This window comes from Bradyrhizobium sp. Pha-3, assembly GCF_042258615.1.
GTDB lineage: Bacteria > Pseudomonadota > Alphaproteobacteria > Rhizobiales > Xanthobacteraceae > Bradyrhizobium.
This window is the reverse complement of sequence record NZ_CP170152.1, coordinates 6,179,346-6,202,399: the sequence shown is the minus strand read 5'-3', so window position 1 is coordinate 6,202,399 and position 23,054 is coordinate 6,179,346. Positions and strand designations below refer to the sequence as shown.

Sequence of the window (23,054 nt, the reverse complement as noted above, 5' to 3'; positions counted from 1 at the left end):
ATTATTTTAAGTATAAAATGATTGGCGATCGGAACGCTGCCGGGCGTCCTCGATACTGGTCTTCTCGATGTTGATCTTGGCCTTTCTTGATGGAAAGCGAGGGGCAATCGAATGTCAGATGAATTTCCCGGGCTCGGCCCATCCGGGCATGTCGACGATTTCGCGCGGCGCAACCTGCCGCCGTCAGCGCAATGGCCGCAGCTGCTGCTCGACCGGCCCGAATTCAGCTATCCCGATTATCTCAACGCCGCGGTCGAGCTGACCGACCGCATCGTCGAGCAGGGGATGGGCGATCGCATCGCGCTGATCGGCAACGGCCGCCAGCGCACCTACAAGGAATTGACCGACTGGTCGAACCGCCTGGCGCATGCGCTGGTGGAGAATTACGGCGTCAAGCCCGGCAATCGCGTCCTGATCCGCTCGGGCAACAATCCGGCGCTGGTCGCAGCCTGGCTCGCGGCCACCAAGGCCGGCGCCGTCGTCGTCAACACCATGCCGATGCTGCGCGCCGGCGAACTCGCCAAGATCGTCGACAAGGCCGAGATTGCGCTGGCGCTGACCGACAGCCGCATCGCGGATGAACTGGTGGCCTGCGCCAAGACCAGCAAATTCCTCAAGCAGGTCGTCAATTTCGACGGCACGCAGAACCACGATGCCGAGCTCGACCGGATTGCGCTGAACAAGCCGGTCAAGTTCGACGCGGTGAAGACCGGCCGCGACGACGTCGCATTGCTCGGCTTCACGTCGGGCACGACCGGTGAACCCAAGGCGACGATGCACTTCCACCGCGATCTCCTGATCGTCGCGGACGGCTATGCCAAAGAAGTGCTCAATGTGACGCCGGACGACGTGTTCGTCGGCTCGCCGCCGCTCGCGTTTACGTTTGGCCTTGGTGGGCTCGCGATCTTTCCGCTGCGTTATGGCGCCACCGCGACGCTGCTGGAGAATGCGGCGCCGAGCGAGATGATCCGGATCATCGAGACCTACAAGGCGACGATCTGCTTCACCGCGCCGACCGCCTATCGGGCGATGATGGCCGCGATGGACAAGGGTGCCGATCTGTCGTCACTGCGGCTCGCGGTCTCGGCCGGCGAGACGCTGCCGGCGCCGGTGTTCGAGAGCTGGACCAAAAAGACCGGCAAGCCGATCCTCGACGGCATCGGCAGCACCGAGCTGCTGCACATCTTCATCACCAACCGCACCGGCAGCGCCGTCGCGGGCACCACGGGCACGCCTGTCACCGGCTACCAGGCGAAGATCGTCGACGAGGACATGAACGAGCTGCCGGCGGGCCAGGTCGGCAAGCTGGCGGTTCGCGGCCCGACCGGCTGCCGCTATCTCGCCGACTCCCGGCAGACCAAGTATGTCCGCGACGGCTGGAACATCACCGGCGATGCCTTCGTCAGCGATGAGAATGGCAGGCTGTCATTCGTGGCGCGCGCCGACGACATGATCATCTCGGCGGGCTACAACATCGCCGGTCCCGAGGTCGAGGCGGCGCTGCTCGGACATCCCGATGTCTCGGAATGCGCGGTGATCGGCGCGCCTGACGAGGAGCGCGGACAGATCGTCTCGGCTTTCATCGTGCTGAAGCAGGGCGCGCGCAACGACGAGGCCGAGGTCAAGCTGTTGCAGGATCACGTCAAGGCGACGATCGCGCCGTACAAATATCCCCGCGCGATCTCGTTTGTCGAAGCGTTGCCGAAGACCCAGACCGGAAAGATCCAGCGCTTCAAGCTGCGCGAGGCGAGTTAGGGGAGGGCGACGGCCTGCGGCCGCCACCCGAGAGATCAATGCGCCGCGCCGCCGCCGGCAGTGTTCTTGGGCTTGCCGGTCAGCACGATCGCGATCGCGGCAAGCACCAGCACCACGCCGATCACCGCGAAGGCGTCGCTGAATCCGAGCACCAGCGCCTGGCGCTTCACAATATTGCCGATCGCCACGATCGCCTGGCTGTGTGCGGTCGCGGGGTCCGAGATGCCGTGGCTGAGGAAGTAGTTGGTGACCTCGGCGATCCGGGTACGCACCTCCTCGCGGCCCAGATGCACGGACTGGCCGATGATGTTGGAGTGGAACTGCTCGCGCTTGGTGACGATGGTCCCGAGCAATGCCGTGCCGATCGCGCCGCCGAGGTTACGCATCATGTTGGAGATACCGGAGGCCGCCGGCGCATCCTGCGGCGCAACGCTGCCGAGGCTGACGGCCGACAGCGGTGCCAGCATGATCGCCTGGCCGACCGCACGGACGATATTCGGGACGAAGAACTGGTCGCCTGAGTAATCGAGCGACATCTGTATGTTCATGAAGGATGAGACCGCGAACAGGATCATGCCGGTGAAGGCGATGAAGCGCGCGTCGAAGCGCTGCATCAGCTTCGGCACCAGCGGGATCAGGACCAGCTGCGGCAGGCCGGTCCAGGCCAGCACCTGGCCGATCTGCTCGGCATTGTAGCGCTGCACCTGGCCGAGATAGGCGGGCAGCAGGTAGACCGAACCGAACAGCGCGAAGCCGACGAACACGGCCGAGATGGTACCGAAGCCGAAGCTCCGTTGGGTCAGGAGGCGCAGCCGGAGCAACGGTTTCTCGACCACGAGCTCGATCCAGACGAACAGGGTCAGGCTGACGGCGGCGATCACCGCAAGCTTGACGATGAAGGGCGAGCCGAACCAGTCGTCCTTGTTGCCTTCCTCGAGCACAGCCTGCAGCGACGAGAGGCCGATCGCCATCGTGATGATGCCGAGCCAGTCGCCCTCGCGCAGCAGATGCAGTTGCATCGGCTGGCGTTCCAGGGTGAAAGAAAGGGTGATGACCATCACCGCGGTCGGAACCACGTTGACGAAGAAGATGGTCTGCCAGCCGTAGTTCTCGGTCAGGTAGCCGCCGATGGTCGGGCCGATCGCCGGGGCAAACGTCACGGCGAGCGCGAACATCGCGAGGCCGATCGGCTGTTGCACCTTCGGCAGCTTGGTGAACACCAGCGTGAAGGCCATCGGGATCAGCACGCCGCCGAAGAAGCCCTGCAGGCCGCGCATAGCGATCATCGAGGGCAGGTCGTGGGTGAAGGCACAGGCGACCGAGAAGATCGCAAACAGGGTGGCGAAGCCAATGATGATCTTGCGGAACGAGAACACCCGGCTGAGAAAGTCGGTCAGCGGGATCACCACGATCTCGCCGATCAGATAGGACGTGGAGATCCAGGAGCCGTTGTCGACGCCGGTGCCGATGCCGCCCTCGATGTTGAGCAGCGAGGCGTTGGTGATCTGGATGTTGAGGATCGCCATGAAGGCGCCGATCATCGCGGCGACGATGGAGATCCAGACGGCCATGCTGGCGCGGTTGGGGTCGACTGCTGCGGCTACTGCGCGGGGCGCAGCAGCCGGGGAGGAGAGCGCGAGGTCGGACATGACATCACCTATTTGAAGGAGGCGACAGCGAGCTTGGGCGAGGCGCTGGAGCGCGGAGTTTCCTCAGCGGGATGCGACAGCGTGGCGATGGAGGGGATCACCGACATGCCCGGCCGCAGGTCGACATTGGTTGCGTCGAGCACGATCTTCACCGGGATACGCTGCACCACCTTGGTGAAGTTGCCGGTGGCGTTGTCCGGCGGCAGCAGCGCGAACTCCTGGCCGCTGGCGGGCGCGAGGCTGTCGACATGACCGCGCACGACCTGACCGGGGAACATGTCGACCTCGATCTCGACCGGCTGGCCCTTGCGGACATTGGTGAGCTGCGTCTCCTTGTAATTCGCGATCACATAGGCGCCGGTGGCCGGCACCAGTGACATCAATTGCGTGCCGGCCTGGACGAACTGGCCGGTACGCAGCGTGCGGTTGCCGACGACGCCGTCGATCGGCGCGGTGATGGTGGTGTAGCCGAGATTGAGCTCGGCTTGATTTTGCAGGGCGGTAGCCCGTCCCAACGCCGCGACCGCCTGGGCGATCTCGGCCTTGAGCAGTTCGACCTGGCGTTCTGCGGAGGCGAGGTTTGCGGTGTCTCGGGTGATGGCGGCCTGCGCGCTGGCGTAGCGCGACTGCGCCTGCTGCGCGTTCTGCACGCTGCCGTAGCCGGTGCCGGCGAGGTCGGTGTAGCGCTTGTTCTCTTGCTCGGCGAATGTCTGCGTTGCGGTGTCTACCGCAAGCGTCGCGCGCGCCGCCTCGATCACCGAGTGCTGCACGTCGAGCTGGGCGCGCTTGCTGGTGATCGCGGCTTCGGCAGCAGCGACGTCAGCCTTCGACTGATCAAGCGCGACCTTGAAATCGCGCTCGTCGATCCGCGCCAGGATCTGGCCGGCGCGTACATGTTCATTGTCGCCGACCAGCACCGCGCTGAGATAGCCCGACACCTTCGGTGCGATCGTGGTGTTGTCGGCCTTCACATAGGCGTCGTCGGTCGAGACCTGAAAGCGGCCGACCGTCCAGTAATCCCAGCCGTACCAGGCGCCACCGGCGAGCAGGGCGAGTGCCGCGCCGGTCATGAGCAGGCGCCGAAGCTTGCCCTTGGCTGCGGGCGGCTTGGCCGCCTCCGGATTTGCGATCAACTGCTTGGCGGTCTCGGCCGGAACCTGGCTCTCGGCCTTGAAGGACGTTTCATGCTGGCTCATGGCAGGCGCTCCTGATTGCTATATCCCTTTGGCAAACCGTGCGAATTTGGATTTCGGTGGCCCAGGATAATTAGGAAACTTGATGTTTTCCAAAATAGAGCCCATATTGGGACTGTCAATAGAATGACAGTCATCATCTAAAAGCATGGCTCGCGGATGAACCGGAACGACAAAGACCAGACAGAGCAGACCGCGCAGGCGCCGGAACGGCGCGGCCGCGGGCGGCCACAGCTTCGTTCCGACGACGAAACACGCGGACTGATCTATGAGGCGGCGCGGCGTGAATTCTCGGAGCGCGGCTTCGCCGCGGCCAGCATCGCCGACGTGGCCTGCCGCGCCGGCGTTTCCACCAAGACGCTCTATCGTTTGATCCCGACCAAGCTGGCGCTGTTCGAAGGCATGGTGACCGACCGGGTCGAGCGGTTCGTGTCCATCGTGAATCTCGGCGCCTGCGATGGCCGCAACGTTGCGGCGGCCCTGGAGGCCGCATTGCTGACATGCGCCGAACTCATTCTCGATGCCGAGGTCATCGCGCTGCAACGGATCATCCTGGCCGAGAGCGACAAATTCCCTGACATCGCCGAGACGTTCTACGAAAAGGCCATGCAGCGCTCGATCGCCGCGCTGACGAATTGGCTGGGCGTCCAGCAGCGGCGAGGGCGGATCGTGCTCGATGACACCGAAGCCGCAGCCGGCATGCTGCTCGGCATGTTCGTGTTCAAGCCGCAGCGCGACGTCATGTTCGGCCACAAGCCGGTGCCGGCGCACAGCGAGATCGAAGCGCGCGCCAAGGCCTGTGCTGCGCTGTTCCTGTCCGGATGCGCCGTGCCGGCCGACGGGGCCAGCAAGCAGAATGGAGGCGCGTAATGCCGGAGCCGGCCGCGACCTATACTATCGAGGCGCAGATCTCGCGCGACGACCAGGTCAAGTGCGAGGATGTGCTGATGCGCTGGATGGCCGCGCTCAATCGCTATGACGCCTCGGCCATGGACGCACTGATGCACTTCCCGCATGTGCGGATCGCCGGCGGCACGGTCACGGTCTATCAGCAGCCCGGCAACAATCCGATGGACCTGTTCGAGCGGCTGCGCAAACAGGACGGCTGGCATCACAGCGCCTGGAACGAAACCAGGCTCGTGCAGTCCTCGCCGGCGAAGGCACATTACGCCGTCCGCTATACGCGCTACCGCGAGGACGGATCGGTCATCGGGGTCTACGATTCCCTCTATGTGCTGAGCCTGCTCGGCGGCGCCTGGAAGATCCAGAGCCGCTTGAGCTTTGGTCCCTGAGCAACGCGCGTTACAAACCGCGTTACTTGGCCGCCACCGCCGATGCGGGAGGCTGCGTCAGCACCTGCCGGATCATGCGGGCGAGATCGGCCTTGCGATAGGGCTTGGGCAATAGCGTGACGTCCGGGTCGAGACGGCCGTGATGGATGATCGCGTCCTCGGTATAGCCCGAGGTGAACAGCACGCGCACCGAGGGCAGCTTGGCGATCACGGCATCGGCCACCTGCCGGCCGTTCATGCCGCCGGACATGATGACGTCGGTGAACAACACGTCGCAGACGAAGCCGTTCTCGACCGCAGCCAATGCTTCCGGGCCGTTGGCGGTGACCATGGTGCGGTAGCCAAGCTGCTCGAGCTGGGCGCTGACGTAATTGCGGACCAGCGGATCGTCCTCGACGACCAGGATGGATTCGTGGCCACCGCGCATGTCGACCGGAGGAGGCGGTTCGACGTCGACCATGTCGCCCATGCTGCGCGGCAGATAGAGCTTGATCGATGTGCCGTGGCCCTCTTCGGAATAAATCTTGAGATGCCCGTCGGACTGCTTGATGAAGCCGTAAACCATGCTGAGCCCGAGGCCGGTGCCCTTGCCGGTATCCTTGGTGGTGAAGAACGGCTCGAACACTTTTTCGCGGATCGTCTCGGGGATTCCACCGCCGGTGTCGCTGACCGCGACCATCACATATTCACCCGCCCGCACATCGAGGTTGGCGGCGGCATAGACCTCGTCGAGGATGACGTTGCTGGTCTCCAGCATCAGCTTGCCGCCGTCGGGCATCGCATCGCGGGCATTGACGGCGAGATTGAGCAGCGCGGTCGCCATGTGGTTGGGGTCGATGAAGGCCGGCCAGGCGTCAGGCTCGAGCGCGGTATCGATCTCGATCTGCTCGCCGAGCGACGGGCGCAGCAGCCGCGCGGTGTCCTGCACCAGCGTGTTGAGGTTGGCTTCACGCGGTTGCAGCGGCTGCTGCCGCGAGAAGGCCAGCAAATGCTTGGTCACCTCGGCGCCGCGAAAGGCGGCATCGCTGATCATTTTTGTCACCGACGACAGCGCGGCGTCGTGTTCCACGGCCTCGGCGAGGATGTCGATCAGGCCGGTGATGACGGTCAGGATGTTGTTGAAGTCGTGGGCGATGCCGCCGGTGAGGTGCCCGACGGCCTCCATCTTCTGCACCTGGCGCAGCTTCTGCTCGGCCTCGAGTTGCTCCCGCGCGGCCTCGACCTCGCGGGCGCGCATGAAGATTTCGGCTTCCATTTGCTCGGTGCGCTCGCGCAGCCGGTCGGTCAGCTTGTCCTGCTCGGCGCCGCGCTGCTTCAGCTGAATGAAGCCGGTGACGTCTTCCACCCGATGGATGATGTAGCTGAACTGTCCGCTCGGCCCGAACACCGGCGTATTGCGCGGGCTCCAGTAGCGCTCCTCGAATCCGCCGCCCTCTGACTCCGGCTTGCGGATATCGTATTTCTGCACCGACATGGTATCGGGGCGGCGGAACTGGACCACGCGTTCGAGCGAGGCGCGCAGGTTGCGCACCCCGTCGGCGGCTGGGTCGTCCGGATTATCGGGAAATGCTTCGAACAGCCCGCGCCCAAGGATCGCGGCGCGCTCGGTTTTGGTGGCGCGCAGATAGGCGTCGCTTACTGCCACGATGCGGAAGTCAGGCTGCGTCAGCACCAGATAGAGGCCGGGCGCCGCCTCGAATAACGCCTTGAAGTCAGGCATCGGCGGGGACTGGTTCTGCAGTTCATCCTCCCTCGCAGGGATACGGCCCGCGCGTGACCGCAATTAAGATGTGGCACGCGTTCGCGGGAACTTCAATGCTTAACATACGGCGTTAACTCGATTTTTTCGATCGAACGGGTGTCACAACGTTGTGGCGTTAGCGTGAATTCGGCAGATAGCGCCAGCCCTCCTTGCCCAGGAAGTCCAGCATGGCCTGCGCGGGCGGCAGCAGGATCTTGTCGGTGCGCCTGATTGCGTGCCATTGCCGGACGATCGGCAGGCCCTTCACCTTGAGCACCACCAGCCGGCCATCCTCCAGCTCATGGAACACGGTGTGCTGGGAAATGAAGGCGATGCCGAGCCCGGCCATCACCGCCTGCTTGATGGTCTCGTTGCTGTCCATGGCCATGCCGAGCTTTGGCTCCAGTCCGACCCGCTCGAAATATTGCTGCATCAGCATCCGCGTGCCGGATCCCTGCTCGCGGGTGATGAAGGTTTCATTGGCGAGCTCCGATGTCGCGACGTGCCGCCGCCGCGCCAGCCGGTGATCGGGTGCGGCGATGATGAAGTGCGGATGCCGGCCAAGCGGCTTCATCTCGACTTCGACATCGGCCGGCGGCCGGCCCATCACCGCGATGTCGAGATCGTAGCCGCGCAGCGCGTCGCGGATCTCCTCGCGGTTACCGATCCTGAGTGTGACCTCGATCTTGGGAAAGCGGCGCGAGAACGCCGCGATCGCGAACGGCACGAAGTATTTCGCGGTCGAGACTGCGCCCATCGCGACGCGGCCGCCGCTGCGGCCCGCGATCATGTCGAGCGACTGCTCGCAATCCTTCAGCGCCGCCTCGATCCGCTCGATGAGCGCCAGCACATGCGCGCCGGCATCGGTCAGCGCCATGCCGTCGCCGGTGCGCTGGATCAGCGGCAATCCCGCGAGCGCCTGCAGGTTGCGCAGCTGCAGCGTCACCGCCGGCTGCGTCAGGTTCAGCTGGTTGGCCGCCGACGTGATCGAGCGGGCCGCGTGCACGGCGGACAGCGCGCGCAGCTGGCGGATGGTGAGGTCGCGCGCGAAGTTACCGGCCATCACAAGCTCCATAAGAAATACTTTGCCCAGACCCAAGATAATGAAATTTCCCTAATTGGGCAATTCGCGCGTTGATAGGCCGAAGGCGACTCCCCTGCGGTCGCCTCTCGACACCTCGGGACAGAGGGCGCGATCAAAGGGAGAGGCCGGTGGAGATTCGTCCTGCATTGCATACCCATCTGGAGTGGCCGACGCAGCACAACCCGTTGCGCGCCGCGACCGTTGCGGTGATCGAGGCCCTCGCCGGCGCCGCGATCGAGCTCTCGCGCATCATCGCCGCCGGCCCGCTCGCCGGCATCGGTGGCGAGAGCGGCGGCATCAATCCCGACGGCGATCGCCAGAAGACCATCGACATCGTCGCCGACGGCCTGATGCGCGACGCGTTGCGCACCGCGCCGGTCGCCGCCGTTGTCTCGGAGGAGGTCGAACTGCCGGAGACGCTCGATCCCGACGCGCCGCTCTGCGTCGCGATCGATCCGCTCGATGGATCGGCCAATCTCGAAAACAACATCTCGATCGGGACGATCTTCTCGATCCGGCCGAAGGGAAACGACATTCTCTCGACCTTCTTCGAGCCCGGCACGGCGCAATGTGCCGCAGGCTGCTTCATCTACGGTCCGCAGACCGTGCTGGTGCTGGCGCTCGACCAGTGCGTCGACTGCTTCACGCTGGATCCGCGAACCGGCGCGTTCGTCCTGACCGCGCGCGACCTGCGGGTGCCGCAGGATGCGTCGGAGTTCGCCATCAACGCCTCGAACCGGCGGCACTGGAGCGGTCCGGTGCGCAACTACATCGACGACTGCCTTGCCGGCGTGAACGGCGAGCGCGGCCAGGATTTCAACATGCGCTGGATCGGCTCGCTGGTGGCCGAGGCCTACCGTATCCTGATGCGCGGCGGCGTGTTCCTGTATCCTGCGGATGCGCGCCAGGGCTACCGCGAAGGCCGGCTGCGCCTGCTGTACGAGGCGCATCCCATCGCGCTGATCATGGAGTGGGCGGGCGGCGCCGCGTCCAGTGGCCGGTCGCGCATTCTCGAACTCTCGGCACGCACGCCGCATCAGCGCGTGCCGCTGATCATGGGATCGGCGCGCGCCGTGCGCGATGTCGATGCGATCCACCTGACCGTCGAGCCGTTGTTCGAGAGCAGCGATGCCCCGCTGTTCGCGCGGCGCGGCCTGTTCCGCTGAGGGGGGAGCGCATGTCTCGTCGACATCCCATCATCTCGATCACCGGCTCGTCCGGCGCCGGCACCACCTCGGTGAAGAAGACGTTCGAGAACATCTTCCGCCGCGAGAATGTGGTCGCGGCCTACATCGAGGGCGACGCCTTCCACCGCTACGACCGAGCCGAGATGCGCAGCCAGATGCTGGAGAAGGCCGAGCGCGGCGACAAGCATTTCAGCCATTTCAGCCCCGAGACCAATCTGTTCGAGGAGCTGGAGAAGCTGTTCAGCGACTATGCCGAGACCGGCACCGGCACGACGCGGCACTATGTCCATGACGAGGAGGAATCGCGGCTCTACGGTGCCAAGCCCGGCACTTTCACCGCGTGGGAAGCGCTGCCGGAGAATTCCGACCTGCTGTTCTACGAGGGCCTGCACGGCGCTGTGGTCACCGACAAGGTGAATGTCGCGCAGCACGCCGACCTCAAGATCGGCGTCGTGCCGGTGATCAACCTCGAATGGATCCAGAAGCTGCATCGCGATCGCAGCCATCGCGGCTACTCGACCGAGGCGGTGACCGACACCATCCTGCGCCGCATGCCGGACTATGTGAACTACATCTGTCCGCAATTCAGCGAGACCGACATCAACTTCCAGCGGGTGCCGACGGTCGACACGTCGAACCCGTTCATCGCGCGCTGGATCCCGACGCCGGATGAATCGATGGTCGTGATCCGGCTGAAGAATCCGCGCGGCATCGATTTTCCCTATCTGCTCTCGATGATCCCGAACAGCTTCATGTCGCGCGCCAATTCGATCGTGATTCACGGCGCCAAGCTCGACCTCGCGATGCAGCTCATCCTCACCCCGCTGATCCTGCAACTGATCGAACGAAAGAGGCGAACGATATGACCGCACTTGCGTCCGTTGCCAGCCGGCCCGACATCAGCCACGACGAGATGGCCAACGCCATCCGCTTCCTCGCCATCGACGCGGTGGAGCAGGCGAAGTCCGGCCATCCCGGCATGCCGATGGGCATGGCCGATGTCGCGACCGTGCTGTTCACCGACTTCCTGAAGTTCGACCCGGCCGATCCGGCCTGGCCCGACCGCGACCGCTTCGTGCTGTCGGCCGGCCACGGCTCGATGCTGCTCTATGCGCTGCTCTATCTGACGGGCTACGAAAGCATGACGCTCGATCAGCTCAAGGCGTTCCGGCAATGGGGATCGCAAACCCCGGGCCACCCCGAATACGGGCATACGCCGGGTGTCGAGACCACCACCGGGCCGCTCGGGCAGGGGATTGCGACCGCGGTCGGCATGGCGCTCGCCGAGCGGCTGATGAACGCCCGCTTCGGCGACGACCTCGTCGACCACTGCACCTATGTGATCGCCGGCGATGGCTGCCTGATGGAAGGCCTCAGCCATGAGGCGATCTCGCTCGCCGGCCATTTGCGGCTGAACCGGCTGATCGTGCTGTTCGACGACAACCACATCTCGATCGACGGCGCGACCTCGCTGTCCTGCTCGGACGACCAGACGGCGCGATTTGCGGCCAGCGGCTGGAACGTCTGCCGCATTGACGGCCATGATCGGCAGGCGATTTCAGCGGCGATCAGGCAGGCACGCGCGAGCGATCGTCCCGCGCTGATCGCTTGCCGTACAGTGATCGGGTTCGGTGCGCCGAACCGGCAGGGCAGCGAGAAGGTGCACGGCGCACCGCTCGGCGCCGATGAGACAGCGAAGACCCGCACCGCACTGCGCTGGCCGTATCCGGCATTCGAAATCCCCGATGCCGTGCTGGCCGAGTGGCGCGAGCTCGGCGGCCGCGGCCGCGACGCGCGGCGGGCCTGGATCGAGCGCTCGCGCAGCGCCTGCAAGGCGGACAAGGGCGAGCGGTCTGCATTCCACGACGCGTTGAACCCGAAGTTGCCCCGTACCTATGCCGAGGCGATGGCCAAGCTCGTGGAGCGGTTCGCGACCGAGCGGCCGAAACTCGCAACGCGGCAGGCCTCGCAACAGGTCATCGACGTGATCGCGGAGGCCCTGCCCAATCTCCTGGGCGGATCCGCCGACCTCACGCACTCCAACCTGACGCTGGCCAAGTCGCAGGTTTCGGTGCGGCCGGAAACGCTTGATGGCAGCTATATCCACTACGGCATCCGCGAGCATGGCATGGCGGCGGCGATGAACGGCATCGCGCTGCATGGCGGGTTCATTCCCTATGGCGGCACCTTCCTCAGCTTCGCCGATTACAGCCGGCCGGCGATCCGCCTCGCAGCATTGATGGGCATCCGCGTCATCCATGTGATGACCCACGACTCGATCGGGCTCGGCGAAGACGGGCCGACGCATCAACCGGTCGAGCATCTTGCGGCGCTGCGGGCGATCCCGAATGTGCTGGTGTTCCGTCCGGCCGATGCGGTCGAGACGGCGGAAGCCTGGGACTGCGCGCTGAAGGCAGAGACCTCGCCGTCGATCCTCTGCCTGTCGCGGCAGGCGCTGCCGACGGTCCGCGACGGCAGCAAGGACAACCAGGTCGCGCTCGGCGCCTACGTTCTCGTCGAGCCGGCCTTCGGGCGTGACGTCACCCTGATTGCAACGGGTTCGGAGGTGTCGATCGCGCTCGAAGCCGCAAAGCTGCTGGCGGAAGATGGGGTGAAGGCCGCGGTCGTCTCGGCCCCGTGCTTCGACCTGTTCCGCCAGCAGCCGCGCGATTATCGCGCAAAGGTGCTGGGCAGCGCGCCGCGTGTCGGCGTCGAAGCAGCCGTCGAGGGCGACTGGGCCCGCTGGCTCGGCGACGACGGTGCGTTCGTGGGTATGACCGGCTTCGGCGCGTCCGCACCGGCCGACGTGCTCTATCGCGAATTCGGCATCACGCCGTCGGCGATTGCCGCGGCAGCAAGACAGCTCATGCAACGAGCGAATTGAAAGGAGGACCCGTCATGGCGCGGATAACTTTGAGGCAATTGCTGGACCATGCCGCTGAGCACGGCTACGGCGTGCCGGCCTTCAACATCAACAATATGGAGCAGGGCCTCGCCATCATGGAGGCGGCGGCGGCTTGCGATGCACCGGTCATCATCCAGGCCTCGCGCGGTGCGCGGTCCTATGCCAACGACATCATGCTGGCGAAGATGATCGACGCGCTGGAGGAGATGTATCCGCAGATCCCGCTCTGCCTGCATCTCGATCACGGCAACGAGGAGGCGACCTGCGCCACCGCGATTCGCTATGGCTTCACCTCGGTGATGATGGACGGCTCGCTCAAGGCCGACGCCAAGACCGCGGCCGACTACGACTACAATGTCGATATCACCCGCCGGGTGGTCGATATGGCGCACTGGGTCGGCGCGTCGGTCGAAGGCGAGCTCGGCGTGCTCGGCTCGCTCGAGCATGGCGGCGGCGAGCAGGAGGACGGTCACGGCGTCGAAGGCACGCTCAGCCACGATCAGCTGCTCACCGATCCCGACCAGGCGGTCGATTTCGTCCGCGCCACCAAGGTCGATGCGCTCGCGATCGCGATGGGTACCTCGCATGGCGCCTACAAGTTCACGCGGCGGCCGGATGGTGAGATCCTGGCGATGCGCGTGGTCGAGGAAATCCACGCGCGGCTGCCCAATACGCATCTGGTGATGCACGGCTCGTCCTCGGTGCCGCAGCCGCTGCAGGACATGTTCAACCAGTTCGGCGGCGAGATGCCGCAGACTTGGGGCGTGCCGGTCGAGGAGATCGTCCGCGGCATCAAGCACGGCGTGCGCAAGGTCAACATCGACACCGATTGCCGCCTCGCGATGGCCGCCGCCTTCCGCAAGGTCGCCGTGCAGTCGAAGAGCGAGTTCGATCCGCGCAAATTCCTCAAGCCGGCGATGGATGCGCTGCGCGAACTCTGCCGTGACCGCTTCGAGCAATTCGGCACGGCCGGCAATGCCGCCAGGATCAAGGTGGTTGCTCTGCCGGAGATGGCCCGACGCTATCGCGCCGGCGCGCTCGATCCGCAGATTGGAAAGATCACCCAGGCCGCCTGAGCAAGGGGCGGCGAACGACAGGAGATTCAAATGAACGTGCAGCAGTCGATCACCGTGCAGGGCAAGGATCGATACAAGTCCGGCGTGATGGAATACAAGCGGATGGGCTATTGGGAGCCGAACTACGAGCCCAAGGACACCGACGTCATCGCCTTGTTCCGCGTCACGCCGCAGGACGGCGTCGATCCGACCGAAGCCTGCGCGGCGGTGGCGGGCGAATCCTCGACCGCGACCTGGACCGTGGTGTGGACCGATCGGCTGACCGCCGCGGAGAAATACCGGGCGAAGTGCTATCGCGTCGATCCGGTGCCGAACTCGCCGGGAAGCTACTTCGCCTATATCGCCTATGATCTCGACCTGTTCGAACCGGGCTCGATCTCGAACCTGACCGCGTCGATCATTGGCAACGTGTTCGGCTTCAAGCCGCTGAAGGCGCTGCGGCTCGAGGACATGCGGCTGCCGATCGCCTATGTGAAGACATTCCAGGGCCCGGCGACCGGCATCGTGGTGGAACGCGAGCGGCTCGACAAATTCGGCCGTCCCTTGCTCGGCGCCACCGTGAAGCCGAAGCTCGGCCTGTCCGGCCGCAACTACGGCCGCGTCGTCTATGAAGCGTTGAAAGGCGGGCTCGACTTCACCAAGGACGACGAGAACATCAACTCGCAGCCCTTCATGCACTGGCGCGAGCGCTTCCTGTACTGCATGGAGGCGGTCAACCGTGCGCAGGCCGCGACCGGAGAGATCAAGGGCACCTATCTCAACGTCACCGCGGCGACGATGGAGGACATGTACGAGCGCGCCGAGTTCGCCCATGAACTCGGCTCCAACATCGTCATGATCGACCTCGTGATCGGCTACACTGCGATCCAGTCGATGGCGAAGTGGGCGCGCAGGAACAACATGATCCTGCATCTGCATCGCGCCGGCCATTCGACCTACACGCGGCAGCGCAGCCACGGCGTCTCGTTCCGGGTGATCGCGAAATGGATGCGGCTCGCCGGCGTCGACCACATCCATGCCGGCACGGTGGTCGGCAAGCTCGAGGGCGATCCCAACACCACGCGCGGCTACTACGACATCTGCCGCGAGGACTTCAACCCGATGCAGCTCGAGCACGGCGTGTTCTTCGACCAGAACTGGGCGAGCCTCAACAAGCTGATGCCGGTGGCTTCCGGCGGCATTCATGCCGGCCAGATGCACCAGCTGCTCGACCTGCTCGGCGAGGATGTCGTGCTGCAGTTCGGCGGCGGCACGATCGGCCATCCCCGCGGCATCCAGGCCGGCGCCACCGCCAACCGCGTCGCGCTGGAAGCCATGATCCTCGCCCGCAACGAGGGACGCGACTACGTCCATGAGGGCCCGGAGATCCTGGCGAAGGCGGCGCTGACCTGCACGCCGCTGCGCGAGGCGCTCGACGTCTGGAAGGACGTCACCTTCAACTACGAGTCGACCGACGCCCCCGATTTCGTTCCCACGCCGAGCATGGCGGTCTGACAGGAGGTTTTCATGCGCGTGACCCAAGGCTGCTTCTCTTTCCTGCCCGATCTCACCGACGAGCAGATCGCCGCGCAGGTGCAATACTGCCTCGACAAGGGTTGGGCAGTGAACATCGAGTTCACCGACGATCCGCATCCCCGCAACACCTATTGGGACATGTGGGGCCTGCCGATGTTCGACCTGCGCGATGCGGCCGGCATCATGAAGGAGCTCGCCGACTGCCGGCGGGTCTACGGCGACCGCTACATCCGGATCTCCGGCTTCGATTCCAGTCCCGGCTGGGAGTCGGTTCGCATCTCCTTCATCGTCAACCGGCCGCATGAGGAACCCGGCTTCCGGCTCGACCGCCAGGAGGCTGCAGGACGCAACCTCCGTTACGCGACCCATTCCTATGCGGCGACGCGCCCCGAGGGCGAACGTTACGCAGATCAGTGACCGCGTCCGGCTTGCAAGCCAGGCGGATTGCTCCCTCGACCGTCCTGGTCCGGATGCACTTCTCCGTCGTCGCCGCTGCGGCGACGGAGCTTTTCTCGAAGCGAGAGGATGATGACCCAACCGCAAGGACAAATCCGCGAGACGCCGCCCGAGACCATCGACCTCCGGCATGAGTTTGCCGACCTCGGCATTGGCGACGTGCTCGACCAGCTCGATTCCGAACTGATCGGCCTCAAGCCGGTGAAGACCCGCATCCGGGAGATCGCATCGCTGCTGCTGGTCGAACGCATCAGGCAGAAGATGGCGCTGGCGACGACATTCCCGACCCTGCACATGTCGTTCACCGGCAATCCCGGCACCGGCAAGACCACGGTTGCGCTCAGGATGGCCGGCATCCTGCACAAGCTCGGCTTCGTGCGCCGCGGCCACGTCATCAGCGTCACGCGCGACGATCTCGTCGGGCAATATATCGGCCACACCGCGCCGAAGACGAAAGAAATACTGAAGAAGGCGATGGGCGGCGTCTTGTTCATCGACGAGGCCTATTATTTGTACCGCCCCGAGAACGAGCGCGACTACGGACAGGAGGCGATCGAGATCCTGCTGCAGATCATGGAACAGCAGCGCGAGGATCTGGTGGTGATCCTGGCCGGCTATGGCGACCGCATGGAGAAGTTCTTCCAGAGCAATCCGGGGTTCCGCTCCCGCATCGCGCATCACATCGACTTCCCCGACTATTCGGACGGCGAGCTGCTCTGGATCGCCGAGCTGATGTTGCAGCAGCAGAATTATCATTTCTCCCCGGAAGCACGCGAGGCCTTCACCCGGTACATCGGCATCCGCAAGGAACAGCCGCTGTTCTCCAATGCGCGCTCGATCCGCAACGCGCTCGACCGCATCCGGCTGCGCCAGGCCAACCGGATCGTGGCAAAGCTCGACCGCACGCTCACGGCCGACGACGTGATGTCGATCGAGGCCGGTGACGTGCTCGCGAGCCGCGTGTTCGCGAAAGGGACCGGCGCGGCGGGCGAGGGACGATGAACCAGGCGCTCGCCGGCATCAGGAACGCCGGGATGCGTGACATCATTGCGGGCGCCCGCGCCTTGATCTTCGATGTCGACGGCACGCTCGCCGAAACCGAGGAGGTGCATCGCCGCGCCTTCAATGAGGCGTTCGCCGAAGTAGGGCTCGATTGGTTCTGGGACCAGGTCACCTACGCGCGGCTGCTTCGCGTCGCCGGCGGCAAGGAGCGCATCCGCGCCTTCGACCAGAGGAACGCTGTCCCGTCGCTGACATTCGCCGACATTGCCAACCTGCACGGGATCAAGACCGCACGCTATGCCGCGCTGATTGCGGCGGGCGGCTGCCCGTTGCGGCCGGGCGTGAGAGCCTGGCTCGCCGGCGCGCGCAGCCGCGGCCAGCGTCTGGCGCTCGCCACGACGACGTCGCATGGCAATATCGATGCGCTGCTGTCGGTCGCGTTGGGGCTGGACTGGGCCGATCTGTTCGATGCTGTTGTCGCCGGCGACGACGTGCCGCGCAAGAAGCCGGCCCCGGATGTCTACGTCGAGACGCTGGCGCGGCTCGCGCTTGGCCCGTCGAATTGCATTGCCGTCGAGGATTCCGGCAACGGTCTCGCCGCCGCGGCTGGGGCCGGCATCCCGGTGGTCATCACCCGCAGCACCTATTTCAGCGATGACGATTTCGCCGGAGCCCTGCTGGTCGTCGACGATCTCTCCGAGATCGACGCCTGAAGGCCGCTGCCGCCGTCGCGCGGCGGTTCGATTAATTTATTCATGCAGTGAAATAAATGGCACTTGCGTCCATCGCACAGTAGAGGCACAATCTCACCAAAGGTTGCGAGAAGCCCTGCCGCACCCCAGCGGTCTGTAGGGCCTGCCAACAATTTCGGGAGGCAACGCCTTATGACCCGCCGCTCTCCGGTCAATTTATTCGTGTACTTAAATAAATGACCCGTTGGCGCTTGCATCCATATGGTGGGGACAACGTCCACCAAAGGTTGCCAGAAGCAAGGTGCCGCACCGCCAGAAGTTCTGGCGGAGGCCAGCGCTCGCCAACGATTCCGGGAGACCGCGCCTCATGATCCTCCGCGTCATTCCTGCGCCTCGTTCGTCCCACGACATGACTCGCGGATGAACCCGACATTGCAGGATCGACCTGGCTGATCGTGCGGAGTGAGCATTGGCGCTGTTGACGGGTTCAATCGACATTCCGCAATTTCGGTTCGCGACGGCCCCGGCGCCGATCCGAGATCGCGTATATCTGCGGCGAGCCTACGAACGATAGCCGCCGATTGACGCTGTCCACGGCACGGTACCCCAACTAAAAAATTAAGGGAGTGAAGCATGTTCAAATTGAAGACCACCTTGTTCGCGCTCGCGCTGGCCGGCCTTGCCGCGACGGCGTCCGATCGCGACGCCATGGCCCAGAGCAAGCCGACCATCGGCATCGCGATGCCGACCAAATCCTCGGCGCGCTGGATCGACGACGGCAACAACATGGTCAAGGTGCTGAAGGAACGCGGCTACGGCACCGATCTGCAATATGCCGACGACGACATCCCGAACCAGCTCTCCCAGGTCGAGAACATGGTGACCAAGGGCGCCAAGGTGCTGGTCATCGCGGCGATCGACGGCACCACGCTGTCCGATGCGCTGAAGCAGGCCAAGGCCCAGGGCATCACGGTGATCGCCTATGACCGCCTGATCCGCGACACGCCGAACGTCGACTATTACGCGACCTTCGACAATTTCCAGGTCGGCGTGCTGCAGGCAGGGTCGATCGTGAATGCGCTCGGGCTAAAGGACGGCAAGGGGCCCTTCAACATCGAGCTGTTCGGCGGCTCGCCCGACGACAACAACGCTTATTTCTTCTACGACGGCGCGATGTCGGTGCTGAAGCCCTATATCGACAGCGGCAAGCTTGTGGTCGCGAGCGGCCAGACGGGCATGGGCAAGGTCGCGACCTTGCGCTGGGACGGCGCGACCGCGCAGGCACGGATGGACAATCTGCTCAGCGCCTTCTACGGCAAGAAGCGCGTCGATGCGGTGCTGTCGCCCTATGACGGCCTGTCGATCGGCATCATCTCCTCCCTGAAGGGCGTCGGCTACGGCAGCAAGGACCAGCCGATGCCGTTCGTCAGCGGCCAGGATGCCGAGGTGCCATCGATCAAGGCGATGCTGCGCGGCGAGCAATACTCGACCATCTTCAAGGACACCCGCGATCTCGCCAAGGTCACGGCCGACATGGTCGATGCCGTGCTGAGCAAGAAGGAGGTCAGCGTCAACGACACCAAGACCTACAACAACGGGGTCAAGGTGGTTCCGTCCTATCTGCTCAAGCCGGTCGTGGTGGATAAGACCAATTGGGAGAAAGTCCTGATTGACAGCGGCTACTACAAGCGCTCGCAATTCGACTAAGGCGGGCGAGCGGAGCTGATAGCGCCGAGGCCGAGTGACGTTGCGGGATGCGATCCGATGACGGCGATGCTTGAGATGCGTAACGTCAGCAAGAGCTTTGCCGGCGTGCAGGCCTTGCGCGACGTCAGCCTCACCGTGGAAGCCGGGCAGATCCATGCGCTGGTCGGCGAGAATGGTGCGGGCAAGTCGACCCTGATGAAGGTGCTGAGCGGGGTCTATCCCGCCGGCAGCTATGAAGGGTCGATCCTGTTCGACGGCGAGGAGCGCCGGTTCCGCGACATCAACGACTCCGAGGCGCTGGGGATCATCATCATCCACCAGGAGCTGGCGCTGATCCCGCTGATGTCGATCGCCGAGAATATCTTTCTGTCGCGCGCGCCGTCGTGGTTCGGAGTGGTGGACCGCAACGCGGTGTACCGGCGGACCGCGGAGCTGCTGGCGCAGGTCGGTTTGCGTGAATCGCCGGATACGCTGATCACCGATCTCGGCGTCGGCAAGCAGCAGCTCGTCGAAATCGCCAAGGCGTTGTCGAAGAAGGTGCGCCTCCTGATCCTGGACGAGCCGACTGCGAGCCTGAACGAGGCCGACAGCGCCGCGCTGCTGGACCGGCTGCTGGCGTTCCGCGAGCAAGGCATCGCCTCGATCCTGATCTCGCACAAGCTGAACGAAGTCGCGCGTGTCGCCGACCGGATCACGGTGCTGCGCGACGGCCGCACCGTCGATAGCCTCGATTGCCGAACCGAGCAGGTCGACGAGGACCGCATCATCCGCAGCATGGTCAACCGCGATCTCGCGCACCGCTTTCCGGAGCGACAGGTCGCGATCGGCGATCCCGTGATGACGGTGGAGAACTGGTCGGTGTATCACCCGCTGCATACCGCCCGGCAGGTGATCAAGAACGTCGATTTCACGGTGCGCCGCGGCGAGGTGGTCGGCATCGCCGGCCTGATGGGCGCCGGCCGCACCGAGTTCGCCATGAGCCTGTTCGGCAGGGCCTGGGGCTACAATATCTCCGGCAGGATCAGCCTTGACGGACGCGAGGCGAACCTTGCCAGCGTGCCGGATGCGATTCATGCCGGCCTCGCCTATGTCACCGAGGACCGCAAGCAGCTCGGGTTGATCCTCGCCGACGACGTCCGCAAGAACGTGACCCTGGCGAGCCTGCGCCAGGTGTCGGATCGCGGCGTGATCGACGATGTCGTCGAGCTGAAGGCCGCGAGCGATTACCGCAACCGGATGCGGATCCGCTGTTCCGACGTCTATCAGGAGGCCGGGCAGCTCTCGGGCGGCAACCAGCAGAAGGTGGTGCTGTCGAAATGGCTGATGACCGATCCGCAGGTGCTGCTGCTGGACGAGCCGACCCGCGGCATCGACGTCGGGGCAAAATACGAGATCTATTGTATCATCAACGAGCTCGCGGAGGCCGGCAAGGGCGTCGTGGTGATCTCGTCGGAAATGCCGGAACTGCTCGGCATCTGCGACCGGATCTGCGTGATGAATGACGGCGCCTTTGTCGGCGAGTTCGCGAAGGACGACGCGACGCAGGAGAAGATCATGCGCGCCATCATGCGCAATGTCAGGATGTCCGGGAACGGCGCCCCTGCCGGTGAGCTGCGGGCGGGAGGCGGAGCATAATGACCGACAAGACGGTGTCACTTCCCGAGACCCCCAAGCATTCCGGCTTCATCAAGAACAATCTGCGCAATTACGGCATGCTGCTGTCGCTGCTCGCGATCATGCTGTTCTTCGAGATCGTCACCGACGGCACACTGCTGCAGCCGGTCAATCTCACTAATCTTGTGCTGCAGAACAGCTACATCGTGATCATGGCGCTCGGCATGCTGCTCGTGATCGTCACCGGGCATATCGACCTGTCGGTCGGCTCGGTCGCGGGATTCGTCGGCGCGGTCGCGGCAGTGCTGATGGTGACCTACCATGTCGACTACCCGACCGCCTTCGTCGCCTGTCTCCTGATCGGTGCCGCGATCGGCGCGGCGCAGGGCTACTGGGTCGCCTATTTCAAGATTCCGTCCTTCATCGTGACGCTGGCCGGCATGCTGGTGTTCAAGGGCCTTGCGCTCGCGGTCCTGCAGGGCCGGTCGGTCGGGCCGTTTCCGCCGACCTTCCAGAAGCTGTCGTCGGGCTTCATCCCCGAGTTGTTTCCGAGTGCCGGCACGCTCTATCCGACCTCGCTCTTGATCGGCGTCGTGCTGGCGTTCGCGCTGGTGCTGGCGAGCGCCAAGAGCCGGGCGCGCGAGCAGTCGCACGGCATCGAGGTGGAGCCCTATGCGTTCTTCATCGCCAAGAGTATCGCGCTGGCGGGCGCGGTGCTCTACTTCACCTATCTGATCGCCTCGCATCGCGGCCTGCCAAACGTGCTCGTCATCATGACGGTGCTGATCGCGCTGTACGGTTTTGTCACGCGGCGGACCGTGATCGGCCGGCAGATCTATGCCGTTGGCGGCAACGCCAAGGCCGCGAAGCTGTCGGGCGTCAAGACCGAGCGGCTGACCTTCCTCACCTTCGTCAACATGGGCGTGCTGGCAGCGCTCGCCGGGCTGGTGTTTGCTGCCCGCCTCAACACCGCGACGCCGAAGGCTGGCCTTGGCTTCGAGCTCGACGTGATCGCCGCCTGCTTCATCGGCGGCGCCTCGGCCTATGGCGGCGTCGGCCGGGTCGGCGGCGCGGTGGTCGGTGCCATGATCATGGGCGTGATGAACAACGGCATGTCGATCCTCGGCATCGGCATCGATTATCAGCAAGTGATCAAGGGCCTCGTCCTGCTGGGCGCCGTCTGCATCGATGTCTACAACCAGCGCCGCTGATTGCCGCGCAGTCATGATCCTGCGATAGGATGCCGGCGCAACGCAGGAGAACGCCGCGTGAAACTGTCCCATGCCGATGCGCTGAACATCGGAAACATCCTCGCCGAAGTCGGCCGCACCGAGATCATGCCGCGGTTCCGCCGCGTCCGGGAGATCGAGGTGCGTACCAAGACCTCGGCATTCGACGTCGTGACCGAGGCCGATGAAATTGCCGAGCAGGCGATCTCGGCGGCGCTGCTCCGGGCGTTTCCGAATGCGGTCGTGATCGGCGAGGAGGGCACGGCACGCGATCCGGCCGCGCTCGATCAGGTCGGAACCGCGGAGCTCGCCTTCATCATCGATCCGATCGACGGCACCCGGAACTTCACCTCGAGCTTGCCGCTGTTCGGCACCATGGTGGCCGCCACGATGCGCGGCGAGATCGTGCTCGGCGCGATCCACGATCCCGTCAGCAACGACACCGCGTTCGCGCTGCGCGGCGAGGGCGCCTGGCTCGAGATGCCGGACGGCAGGCGGCATGATTTGAAGGTGGCCGCGGCGGTGCCGGTCAAGCAGATGGACGCGGTGATCGGCGTCAACTTCCTGCCTGAGGCGCTGCGCCCAATCGTTGCCGGCAATCTGTCCAGGCTTGGCGTCAGCGCCTGGCTGAGATGCGCCGCGCATGAATATCGCATGGCGGCATCCGGCCATTGCCATCTGTTGTTCTACAACAAGCTGATGCCCTGGGATCATGCCGCGGGCTGGCTGTTGCATCGCGAGGCCGGCGGCTACAGCGCGCATTTCGACGGATCGCCCTACAGGCCGGTCAATCTGACCGGCGGCTTGCTCTGCGCACCCGATGAAGAGAGCTGGCATGCAGCACAGCGGGCGATCCTGACGCCGGCCGGGTAGAGGCGGGAGATGCGCTAGGCAATTGAGTTTCGAGCTGAACTGTCGAACAACCCGCTCGGTGTCGTCCCTGCGAAAGCAGGGACC

At 64.6% G+C, this 23,054-nt stretch carries 19 protein-coding genes; 15 read left to right on the top strand and 4 right to left on the bottom strand.

The window, feature by feature from the left end; all coding sequences use genetic code 11:
- The first annotated feature begins 111 nt into the window (after nucleotides 1-111).
- Entirely contained in the window at nucleotides 112-1,755 is a 1,644-nt protein-coding gene (locus tag ACE10Z_RS29435; RefSeq protein WP_375783888.1) for a benzoate-CoA ligase family protein, read from the top strand.
- A 35-nt stretch (nucleotides 1,756-1,790) separates the two neighbouring features.
- Here the strand turns inward: ACE10Z_RS29435 and ACE10Z_RS29430 are convergent, their stop codons facing one another.
- Entirely contained in the window at nucleotides 1,791-3,404 is a 1,614-nt protein-coding gene (locus tag ACE10Z_RS29430) for a DHA2 family efflux MFS transporter permease subunit (RefSeq protein ID WP_375783887.1), read from the bottom strand.
- Nucleotides 3,405-3,412: 8 nt separating this feature from the next.
- Nucleotides 3,413-4,600, bottom strand: a complete 1,188-nt coding sequence (locus tag ACE10Z_RS29425) for an HlyD family secretion protein (RefSeq protein WP_375783886.1) — start codon at nucleotides 4,598-4,600, stop codon at nucleotides 3,413-3,415.
- A gap of 156 nt (nucleotides 4,601-4,756) precedes the next feature.
- Here ACE10Z_RS29425 and ACE10Z_RS29420 point away from each other — a divergent pair, with 156 nt between their 5' ends.
- Nucleotides 4,757-5,467, top strand: a complete 711-nt coding sequence (locus tag ACE10Z_RS29420; protein WP_375783885.1) for a TetR/AcrR family transcriptional regulator — start codon at nucleotides 4,757-4,759, stop codon at nucleotides 5,465-5,467.
- Nucleotides 5,467-5,889, top strand: a complete 423-nt coding sequence (locus ACE10Z_RS29415; protein WP_375783884.1) for a hypothetical protein — start codon at nucleotides 5,467-5,469, stop codon at nucleotides 5,887-5,889. Before ACE10Z_RS29420 ends, ACE10Z_RS29415 begins: the two co-directional genes overlap by 1 nt.
- 22 nt (nucleotides 5,890-5,911) lie before the next feature.
- Here ACE10Z_RS29415 and ACE10Z_RS29410 read toward each other — a convergent pair whose 3' ends face one another.
- Nucleotides 5,912-7,609: an ATP-binding protein gene (locus tag ACE10Z_RS29410; RefSeq protein ID WP_375783883.1), complete on the bottom strand. Its 1,698-nt coding sequence runs from the start codon at nucleotides 7,607-7,609 to the stop codon at nucleotides 5,912-5,914.
- A 157-nt stretch (nucleotides 7,610-7,766) separates the two neighbouring features.
- Nucleotides 7,767-8,693: a LysR family transcriptional regulator gene (locus tag ACE10Z_RS29405; RefSeq protein ID WP_212310929.1), complete on the bottom strand. Its 927-nt coding sequence runs from the start codon at nucleotides 8,691-8,693 to the stop codon at nucleotides 7,767-7,769.
- Nucleotides 8,694-8,848: 155 nt separating this feature from the next.
- Here ACE10Z_RS29405 and ACE10Z_RS29400 point away from each other — a divergent pair, with 155 nt between their 5' ends.
- The 12 genes from ACE10Z_RS29400 to ACE10Z_RS29345 all read left to right on the top strand — a co-directional run bounded on the left by ACE10Z_RS29400 (nucleotide 8,849) and on the right by ACE10Z_RS29345 (nucleotide 22,970).
- Nucleotides 8,849-9,880, top strand: a complete 1,032-nt coding sequence (locus tag ACE10Z_RS29400; RefSeq protein ID WP_375789950.1) for a class 1 fructose-bisphosphatase — start codon at nucleotides 8,849-8,851, stop codon at nucleotides 9,878-9,880.
- An 11-nt stretch (nucleotides 9,881-9,891) separates the two neighbouring features.
- Entirely contained in the window at nucleotides 9,892-10,767 is an 876-nt protein-coding gene (locus ACE10Z_RS29395; protein WP_092127070.1) for a phosphoribulokinase, read from the top strand.
- Entirely contained in the window at nucleotides 10,764-12,785 is a 2,022-nt protein-coding gene (tkt, locus tag ACE10Z_RS29390; RefSeq protein ID WP_375783882.1) for a transketolase, read from the top strand. The genes ACE10Z_RS29395 and tkt overlap by 4 nt, the downstream gene beginning before the upstream one ends.
- Nucleotides 12,786-12,799: 14 nt before the next feature.
- Complete coding sequence (gene fba, locus ACE10Z_RS29385) at nucleotides 12,800-13,882, top strand: class II fructose-bisphosphate aldolase (protein ID WP_375783881.1); 1,083 nt, start codon at nucleotides 12,800-12,802, stop codon at nucleotides 13,880-13,882.
- Between the two features lie 30 nt (nucleotides 13,883-13,912).
- Nucleotides 13,913-15,376: a form I ribulose bisphosphate carboxylase large subunit gene (locus ACE10Z_RS29380; protein ID WP_375783880.1), complete on the top strand. Its 1,464-nt coding sequence runs from the start codon at nucleotides 13,913-13,915 to the stop codon at nucleotides 15,374-15,376.
- A gap of 12 nt (nucleotides 15,377-15,388) precedes the next feature.
- Complete coding sequence (locus ACE10Z_RS29375; protein WP_375783879.1) at nucleotides 15,389-15,814, top strand: ribulose bisphosphate carboxylase small subunit; 426 nt, start codon at nucleotides 15,389-15,391, stop codon at nucleotides 15,812-15,814.
- Between the two features lie 111 nt (nucleotides 15,815-15,925).
- Nucleotides 15,926-16,855 (top strand): CbbX protein, encoded by a 930-nt coding sequence (gene cbbX / locus ACE10Z_RS29370; RefSeq protein ID WP_375783878.1) that lies wholly within the window; start codon nucleotides 15,926-15,928, stop codon nucleotides 16,853-16,855.
- Nucleotides 16,852-17,568: an HAD-IA family hydrolase gene (locus tag ACE10Z_RS29365; RefSeq protein WP_375783877.1), complete on the top strand. Its 717-nt coding sequence runs from the start codon at nucleotides 16,852-16,854 to the stop codon at nucleotides 17,566-17,568. The genes cbbX and ACE10Z_RS29365 overlap by 4 nt, the downstream gene beginning before the upstream one ends.
- A gap of 612 nt (nucleotides 17,569-18,180) precedes the next feature.
- Complete coding sequence (gene chvE / locus ACE10Z_RS29360; protein ID WP_375783876.1) at nucleotides 18,181-19,254, top strand: multiple monosaccharide ABC transporter substrate-binding protein; 1,074 nt, start codon at nucleotides 18,181-18,183, stop codon at nucleotides 19,252-19,254.
- A 57-nt stretch (nucleotides 19,255-19,311) separates the two neighbouring features.
- Nucleotides 19,312-20,889 carry a multiple monosaccharide ABC transporter ATP-binding protein gene (gene mmsA / locus ACE10Z_RS29355; protein WP_375783875.1) on the top strand — a complete coding sequence of 526 codons (1,578 nt, stop codon included), beginning with the start codon at nucleotides 19,312-19,314 and terminating at the stop codon, nucleotides 20,887-20,889.
- A complete protein-coding gene (gene mmsB / locus ACE10Z_RS29350; protein WP_375783874.1) occupies nucleotides 20,889-22,079 on the top strand; it encodes a multiple monosaccharide ABC transporter permease in 1,191 nt (396 codons plus the stop codon). The genes mmsA and mmsB overlap by 1 nt, the downstream gene beginning before the upstream one ends.
- 57 nt (nucleotides 22,080-22,136) lie before the next feature.
- A complete protein-coding gene (locus ACE10Z_RS29345) occupies nucleotides 22,137-22,970 on the top strand; it encodes an inositol monophosphatase family protein (protein ID WP_375783873.1) in 834 nt (277 codons plus the stop codon).
- The last annotated feature ends 84 nt before the right edge of the window (nucleotides 22,971-23,054 follow it).

Excerpts from the sequence above, each read along its gene's own strand:
- ACE10Z_RS29395 (WP_092127070.1), top strand. The coding sequence starts at position 9,892 with ATGTCTCGTCGACATCCCATCATCTCGATCACCGGCTCGTCCGGCGCC.
- ACE10Z_RS29410 (WP_375783883.1), bottom strand. The coding sequence starts at position 7,609 with ATGCCTGACTTCAAGGCGTTATTCGAGGCGGCGCCCGGCCTCTATCTG.
- ACE10Z_RS29435 (WP_375783888.1), top strand. The coding sequence starts at position 112 with ATGTCAGATGAATTTCCCGGGCTCGGCCCATCCGGGCATGTCGACGAT.
- ACE10Z_RS29420 (WP_375783885.1), top strand. The coding sequence starts at position 4,757 with ATGAACCGGAACGACAAAGACCAGACAGAGCAGACCGCGCAGGCGCCG.
- tkt (WP_375783882.1), top strand. The coding sequence starts at position 10,764 with ATGACCGCACTTGCGTCCGTTGCCAGCCGGCCCGACATCAGCCACGAC.
- chvE (WP_375783876.1), top strand. The coding sequence starts at position 18,181 with ATGTTCAAATTGAAGACCACCTTGTTCGCGCTCGCGCTGGCCGGCCTT.
- ACE10Z_RS29415 (WP_375783884.1), top strand. The coding sequence starts at position 5,467 with ATGCCGGAGCCGGCCGCGACCTATACTATCGAGGCGCAGATCTCGCGC.
- ACE10Z_RS29430 (WP_375783887.1), bottom strand. The coding sequence starts at position 3,404 with ATGTCCGACCTCGCGCTCTCCTCCCCGGCTGCTGCGCCCCGCGCAGTA.
- ACE10Z_RS29375 (WP_375783879.1), top strand. The coding sequence starts at position 15,389 with ATGCGCGTGACCCAAGGCTGCTTCTCTTTCCTGCCCGATCTCACCGAC.
- fba (WP_375783881.1), top strand. The coding sequence starts at position 12,800 with ATGGCGCGGATAACTTTGAGGCAATTGCTGGACCATGCCGCTGAGCAC.
- ACE10Z_RS29365 (WP_375783877.1), top strand. The coding sequence starts at position 16,852 with ATGAACCAGGCGCTCGCCGGCATCAGGAACGCCGGGATGCGTGACATC.
- cbbX (WP_375783878.1), top strand. The coding sequence starts at position 15,926 with ATGACCCAACCGCAAGGACAAATCCGCGAGACGCCGCCCGAGACCATC.
- ACE10Z_RS29405 (WP_212310929.1), bottom strand. The coding sequence starts at position 8,693 with ATGGCCGGTAACTTCGCGCGCGACCTCACCATCCGCCAGCTGCGCGCG.
- ACE10Z_RS29380 (WP_375783880.1), top strand. The coding sequence starts at position 13,913 with ATGAACGTGCAGCAGTCGATCACCGTGCAGGGCAAGGATCGATACAAG.
- mmsA (WP_375783875.1), top strand. The coding sequence starts at position 19,312 with ATGACGGCGATGCTTGAGATGCGTAACGTCAGCAAGAGCTTTGCCGGC.
- mmsB (WP_375783874.1), top strand. The coding sequence starts at position 20,889 with ATGACCGACAAGACGGTGTCACTTCCCGAGACCCCCAAGCATTCCGGC.
- ACE10Z_RS29425 (WP_375783886.1), bottom strand. The coding sequence starts at position 4,600 with ATGAGCCAGCATGAAACGTCCTTCAAGGCCGAGAGCCAGGTTCCGGCC.